Source organism: Streptomyces sp. S3(2020) (genome assembly GCF_013044505.1).
Lineage (GTDB): Bacteria > Actinomycetota > Actinomycetes > Streptomycetales > Streptomycetaceae > Streptomyces.
The window spans coordinates 1-6108 of sequence record NZ_JABERD010000355.1 but is presented as its reverse complement, the minus strand read 5'-3'; the positions used below and the strand labels follow the sequence as shown (position 1 = coordinate 6108).

The window sequence follows — 6108 nt, the reverse complement described above, 5'->3', positions numbered from 1 at the left end:
GGCGAGGCCCGTGCTGGCGTCGGGAGTCGTGCCGGGGGTGGCGTCCGCGGTGGTGGCGAGGCCGGTTTCCTGGCTCCGGTCGCCGGATGCCGGGCGTGCCTCGCGGGACGCCTCCGTCTCCGGTCCGCGCTCGATGGCAGGGGGATGCCGGAGGCCGTCCGCCTCCGGTGCGGCTACGGCGGGCGTCCGCGCCCCCGGTGCGCGCTCGCCGGAGACCGTGCGGACCCGGTCCCGCCCCCCGGCTTCCGTGACGGGCGCCTCGACGCCCCCCTCCGAGCGCGCCCCGCCCTGCTCGCGTCCCTTCTCCAGTGCGCCCCGGATCGCCGTCAGTTCCCCCTCCAGCTCGCTGGGGTCGGGGAAGTTCTCGTCCCGTTCCAGGAGGACCCCGGGCGGGGAGACGCGGGAGGCGAGGTCGGTGAGGATGTCGAGGACCGGGCGGGGGACGGGGTGGGCGTGGCTGTCGTGCCAGACGCCGTCGCGTTCGAAGCCGCCTGCCACGTGGACGTAGGCGATGGCCTCCAGAGGGAGGTCGGCGAGCGCCTCGGCCGGGTCCTCGCCGCGGTTGACGTGGTTGGTGTGGAGGTTCGCGACGTCGATCAGCAGTCGTACGCCCGTGCGGTCGGCCAGCTCGTACAGGAACTGCCCCTCGGTCATCTCCTCGCCCGGCCAGGAGATCAGCGCGGCGATGTTCTCGACGGCGAGTGGCACGGGCAGCGCGGCCTGGGCGATACGGACGTTCTCGCAGAGCACGTCGAGCGCGTCGCGGGTGCGAGGGACGGGGAGCAGGTGTCCGGCCTCCAGGCGGGGCGAGGCCGTCAGCGGACCGCCCGCCCGGACGAACGCGATGTGCTCGGTGACCAGCGGTGAGCCCAGGGCCGTGGCGCGCTCGGCGAGAGCCGTCAGCCGGTCCTCGTCGGGCCGGTCCGCGCCGCCGAGGCCGAGGGAGACACCGTGCGGGACGACGGTCACCCCGCGCTCGCGCAGCCGCCGCAGCGATGCGGGCAGATGCCCGGGGCAGACGTTCTCGGCCACGGCCTCGACCCAGTCGATTCCCGGCATACGCTCCACGGCGTCCGCGATCTCCGGCCGCCACCCGATTCCCGTGCCCAGTCGCTCCATCGTCCCCGTCCCTCCTCCGGCCGACTCTCCGCTCCACCTGGATCCGCTGTGTCGTCCCCTTCGACGGCTCACTGTTTCCGGCGTGACGGGGGTATGGCCCCGGTGACCGGCTTCGAATCCCCCCGCCCGGTCGTTCAGAGGAACATTTGAGGTTCCGGTCACCCGTGCCAGGAGGTACGTCGCGAAGCGCCCGCCCGTTCAAGCGGGCGGACCACTCACCCCCACTCCGGCGACCGCCCCAGCAGCCGCAGCGTCTCCTCCAGCGGCCCGGCACCCGGCGGCAGGTCCAGCGCCGCGGCGAACGCGAACCCCGGACCCCGTCCCGCCGGATCGGCCGGGACCCGCCGGGCCACGGCCAGGGCCGCTGTCAGGACCTCGTCGGGCAGCTCAAGACCGACACCCAGCGTGGCGGCCACGTCCCAGGCGTGCACCACGTAGTCGATGAAGTGGAAGCCGATCGCGAGCCGCCCGGGGAACCGCCCGCCCAGTTCGGGAAGCGTGAACTCCCCGTCCGCGGCGCCCGGTTCGGCGAACGCCCCGAGGAGGCTCGTCGCGGCCGCACGGTGCGCCTCGGCCGGCGCGCCCCTGTCCGCCGACTCCGCCCAGTACGCCGGATCGCCGCCCGCACCCCGCGCGGCGGCCGCGAACCCGTGGTGCTGCGCGGTCATGTGTGCCACCAGCCGCCGCAGCGTCCACCCGGCGCAGGGGCTGTCCCGCTCCCACTCCCCGTCCCGCGCGAGTTCCACCACCCGCACGGCCTCGTGCACGGCGATCCGGTCGAGTTCCACGACGTCCATCACTGCTCCTCGGTGATCAGATCCAGGGCGTAGTCCCACAGGGCCGATGGCTCGAACGTCGCGAACTCCCGTGTCACCGAACGAAGTTCACCCCGCCCGCGATGGGCGCGCACGATCCGCAGATGGTCGGGCCGGCCGACGAACTCCTTGAGCTCCCGCACGCCGACCAGCACCGGGGCGTCGGTCGGCGGTACGGGTCCGGGCTGCCAGGGAGCGCGCAGGATGGCTCGTCGCGAGATTCGCATGGGTCCGAGAATAAAAGTAAGCGAACGGTCGTGCTACTTGTTTTCGGTGACGGATCCCGAACGGCGCGCAGCCGACATCCCTTACCCCTCAGTCCACTTGAGGCACCGACGAGGCGTCCACCGCCACCGCCCGCAACCGCGCCGCGATCCCCACCCGCGCCCTTCGATAGGCGACGTTCTCCCCGTGCAGCACCGACAGCGCGTTCGCCGACTCCATGAGGGCGATCAGCTCGAAGGCGAGCTGCCCGGCATCGGTGTCGGCGCGCAGCTCACCCGCGGCCCGCGCCTCCTCGACGCGGCCCTCCACATGAGCGCCCCAGTCCCGCTGGGCCCCGACCAGCGCATCGTGCACGGCCCCCTCCCGGGCGTCGAACTCGGCCAGCACGCCGTAGAAGAAGCAGCCGCCGGGGAAGACCCGCCCCTCCGAGTACTCCAGCCATGCCTCGCACAGCCGCCACACCCGTCCGATCCCCGCCGGAACCTTCGCGGCGGGCTCCACGACCTCCGCGACGAACACCCGCGAGGCCTCCCGCACGGTGGCCAGTTGCAGCTCCTGCTTGGAGCCGAACAGGGCGAACACGCCGCTCTTGCTGAGCCGCAGATCGGTCGCGAGCCGTCCCACCGACAGCGCCTCAAGTCCCTCCACGGAGGCGATCTCGACGGTACGGGCCAGCACCGACTGCCGGGTGCGGTTGCCCCGTTCGACCCTGCCGTCGAGCCGGGTCACCGCAGCGCCGGATGGTCGGCGACGACCGTGGCCGAATTGGGGGCGATCTCGGTGAACCCGGCGTCCCGCACCAACGGCAGCCCGCTGCCCACGAGTTCACGCCACCGGGCCGTACCGGGTGTCCGTACGGCGACCGGGAACCCGGCGTCCCGCCAGGCGCCCCGCTCCTCGTCCGACAGCTCCCACCAGGCGAGTTGAGCCCCGTGCCCGGCCTGGGCCATCGCCTTCCCGGCCGACATGTCGACGTCCGGGCTCATCCACAGCACGGGCACACCGGGACCGGCGTCCACCGGCGGCTCGGGGTCGTCGAGGTCGGTCCCCGACACCTGGAGCTTCGCCAACTCCTTGGGCCATCCGTCCAGGGGCACCGGCGGAAACACCCGCACCTCCGCGGACTTCCCGGTGGCCGTGATCCCGGGCAGCGCCTCGGCCTTCCGCCACTCCGCCCCACGGGCCCGCCGCACGACCTTCCGGATCCGGGCGTCCTGCCAGTCCCGCATGACCTGGGCCCACTCGCCGTCACCGAGGGACCGCGAGTCGCTGAGCATGACGAGCACGGCACGGGCGGCGGTCTCGAGGGCGTCGGTCCGGGCAGGAGCGGCGGCCCGCTCAATGCGCACGACCAACGGCAGCACGAACTGCGGTGCATGATCGCGGGCAGTGGCTTCGTGCTGGAAGGGACTGTCACCGGTGGACTCGGAATCAACGCTCACGCAATCACCCTAAGGGGCGCGGGGAACTGCGCGACCAGCCACAACCAACCGTCGGCCGCCACGCGACATCATCACCACTATGGAACGCGATCTACAGCTGGACAACGTGGGCCGCCGCTACGGCCTACGCGGCCCTTGGGTCTTACGTGGTATCGACCTGACGCTTCCCCCTGGGACCCTCACCCGCGTAGAAGGCCCGAACGGTACCGGCAAGTCCACGCTCCTCCGCCTGCTCGCTCGACTGGACGCCCCTACAGAGGGCCACGTCAGTGGCCGCCCCCGCACCGCCTACGTCCCCGAACGCTTCCCCTCGGCCCTCCCCTTCACCGCGCTCGGCTACCTCACCCACCTCGCCACGATCCACGGCCTCCCCCGGACCTCGGCCGAGCGGGCCGCGGCCGACACCCTGGAGAGGTTCGGCGCCACCCCCTACGCCCGCACCCCCATGGCCCAGCTCTCCAAGGGCAGCAGCCAGAAGGTCGCCGTCGCCCAGGCACTCCTCGCCGAACCGGAGCTGCTGGTCCTGGACGAGGCGTGGACCGGCCTCGACGTCGACGCCCGGGCGGAGCTGGAGCGCGCGGTCGCCGAGCGCACCGCGGCGGGGGGAGCGGTGGTGTTCGTCGACCACGACCCGAGCCGGCTGGCGGGGGTGCCCGACGCGACGTACACCGTGCACGGGGGCGGCCTCCACCGTCGTACGGGACGAGCCGCCGCCGCGCCCTCCGGCCCGCGGGTGACCGTCGTGGCCCGGGGCCCGGCCGGCGGGCGGCCGCCCGCGGAGGCGCACCGGATCACCGGCACCACCGCCGAGGAGACGGAACCGGGCACCTACCGGCTCACCGTCCCCGCGTCCCACTCGGACGTCCTGCTCCGCGCCCTGCTGACGGCCCGCCCGCCATGGCATGTGGTGAGCGTGCGCCACGAGACACAGGAAGGCGGCCGATGACCGCGCTGCTCCGCTACCAGGCCGCCCTGCTCATCCGCTCCCAGCGCTGGCTGCCGCCGTTCATCCTGTACGTCGCCGCCCTGGGCATCGGTGTGCAGAGCGGCCAGCCGATCCTCGACTCGCTCGGGTACGCGGCCGCCGCGCTGCTGCCCGTTGCCGCCTGGCTGGTGCGGATCTGCGGGTCCAACGAGCCGCCCGCGGCCCGCGCCTGTGTGTCCGCCGCGGTCGGGCCCGCGCGGGCGCACCTCGCCTCGCTGCTGGTGGCACTCGCCGCCGCGGCGCTGCTCGGCACGGTGACGACCCTCGTCGTGACGCTGATCAGCGATCCGGTGAGCGCCGACCACCAGACCCCGGTGGCACGGTTCCCGGCCGCTGCGGCCGGGCTGCTCGCCGCCCTCGCCTGCGCCCTGCTCGGCACGGCGGTCGGCGCGCTCACCACCTGGCCGCTGCTGCGCTCGCCGGGCCGGGCGGTCCCCACGATGCTGCTCGCGGCGCTGCTGACGACCGTGACTACCGGCTCCCCGGCCCAGGCGGCCGTCCAGGGCCTGGTCACCGGCTCCCGCGAGGGCACGGCCCCACTGCCGCTGCTGCCCCTGGCCGCCGCCGCCCTGCTCACCGCGGGCGCGACCGCCGTGGCCTGCGCCCTGACGTCCCGCCGCTCACCCTGAACAGGCGGTCCGCTGGGCCTCTTGCCACTCGCACACAGGACACAGCGTGATCCCCTTGTACGACTCCGGATACTCCGTGGGTTTTTGGCACAGCACGCACTCCGCGTACGGCGGACCGTCGGCGACGGGCGGCTTCGGGACCTCGCGGATCGTGCAGTAGTCCTCGCTCATGCCTCCAGCCTAGGACGGGCCGCTCGCCGCCCCGATCAGCTCGGACACCTTCACGAACCGGTAGCCCCTGGCCCGCAGCTCCGGCACGATCCTGCGGACGGCCCGCTCCGTCGCCGGTGCGGCGCTGCGGGTGCAGTGCATGACGACCACGGAACCGGGGCGGACGCCGTCCAGAACCTGCCGGGCCACCGCGTCCGCGTCCGTCGCGAAGGCGTCCCCGCTGATCACGTCCCACTGCACGGCGGTGACACCGGCCGACGTGAGCGCCTTGAGGGCCTCGCGGTCGTAGCAGCCGCCGGGGAAGCGGAAGTACGGCCTCGCGTCCGGGACGCCCGCCTTCCGGAAGGCGGCGTACGCGCGCTCGACATCGGCCCGCATGGCGTCCCGGGACACCGTGGGCAGCCCGTAGCAGTCGCCGGTGAAGGCGTGGTGGCTGTACGAGTGGTTGGCGACCTCGAAGAGCGGGTCCCGTCCGATCGACCGCGCCTGCGCCGGGTACTCCTCGGCCCACCGCCCCGTCATGAACACGGTGGCCGGCACCTTCAGCGTCCGCAGCGCCGCGATGAGCCGCGGATTGTCGAAGTGCTCGCCGGCCGCCGCCCGGGGCCCCTGGTCGGCGGTCATGTCGGCGTCGAAGGTGAGCGCGACCGTCCTGCCGTGCGTGCGGGGGCCGTTGCTGAAGACGGGGGTGAGACCGGCGGGGCCGGCGAGCACTTCGACAA

9 protein-coding genes are annotated in these 6108 nt (G+C 73.7%); 2 read left to right on the top strand and 7 right to left on the bottom strand.

The features are described 5' to 3' along the window. The 5 genes from HLK59_RS47395 to HLK59_RS47375 form a co-directional block, all read right to left on the bottom strand. A partial coding sequence (locus HLK59_RS47395) for a DUF692 domain-containing protein (RefSeq protein ID WP_240983056.1) occupies nt 1–1119 on the bottom strand: 1119 nt, incomplete at its 3' end. Between the two features lie 215 nt (nt 1120–1334). Continuing rightward, nucleotides 1335–1916 (bottom strand): TIGR03086 family metal-binding protein, encoded by a 582-nt coding sequence (locus HLK59_RS47390; protein ID WP_171147891.1) that lies wholly within the window; start codon nt 1914–1916, stop codon nt 1335–1337. Beyond that, entirely contained in the window at nt 1916–2161 is a 246-nt protein-coding gene (locus HLK59_RS47385; RefSeq protein ID WP_171147890.1) for a hypothetical protein, read from the bottom strand. Before HLK59_RS47385 ends, HLK59_RS47390 begins: the two co-directional genes overlap by 1 nt. An 88-nt stretch (nt 2162–2249) precedes the next feature. Continuing rightward, nucleotides 2250–2888, bottom strand: a complete 639-nt coding sequence (locus HLK59_RS47380; protein ID WP_171147889.1) for a TetR/AcrR family transcriptional regulator — start codon at nt 2886–2888, stop codon at nt 2250–2252. After that, the gene (locus HLK59_RS47375; protein WP_171147888.1) at nt 2885–3601 is read right to left on the bottom strand and encodes an aminoacyl-tRNA hydrolase; all 717 of its coding nucleotides are present in this window, start codon (nt 3599–3601) and stop codon (nt 2885–2887) included. The genes HLK59_RS47380 and HLK59_RS47375 overlap by 4 nt, the downstream gene beginning before the upstream one ends. Before the next feature lie 79 nt (nt 3602–3680). On the opposite strand from HLK59_RS47375, the gene HLK59_RS47370 reads away from it, so the two are divergent. Together HLK59_RS47370 and HLK59_RS47365 are read left to right on the top strand one after the other, a co-directional pair. Then, the gene (locus tag HLK59_RS47370; RefSeq protein ID WP_171147887.1) at nt 3681–4547 is read left to right on the top strand and encodes an ATP-binding cassette domain-containing protein; all 867 of its coding nucleotides are present in this window, start codon (nt 3681–3683) and stop codon (nt 4545–4547) included. Next, entirely contained in the window at nt 4544–5215 is a 672-nt protein-coding gene (locus HLK59_RS47365; protein WP_171147885.1) for an ABC transporter, read from the top strand. The genes HLK59_RS47370 and HLK59_RS47365 overlap by 4 nt, the downstream gene beginning before the upstream one ends. On the opposite strand, the gene HLK59_RS47360 is transcribed toward HLK59_RS47365, so the two are convergent. After that, the gene (locus HLK59_RS47360) at nt 5207–5386 is read right to left on the bottom strand and encodes a hypothetical protein (protein WP_171147884.1); all 180 of its coding nucleotides are present in this window, start codon (nt 5384–5386) and stop codon (nt 5207–5209) included. The two genes, HLK59_RS47365 and HLK59_RS47360, sit on opposite strands and share 9 nt — an antisense overlap. Nucleotides 5387–5395: 9 nt before the next feature. Further along, nucleotides 5396–6108, bottom strand: a 713-nt coding sequence (locus HLK59_RS47355; protein ID WP_171147882.1) for a polysaccharide deacetylase family protein, incomplete at its 5' end; no start/stop codon positions are given.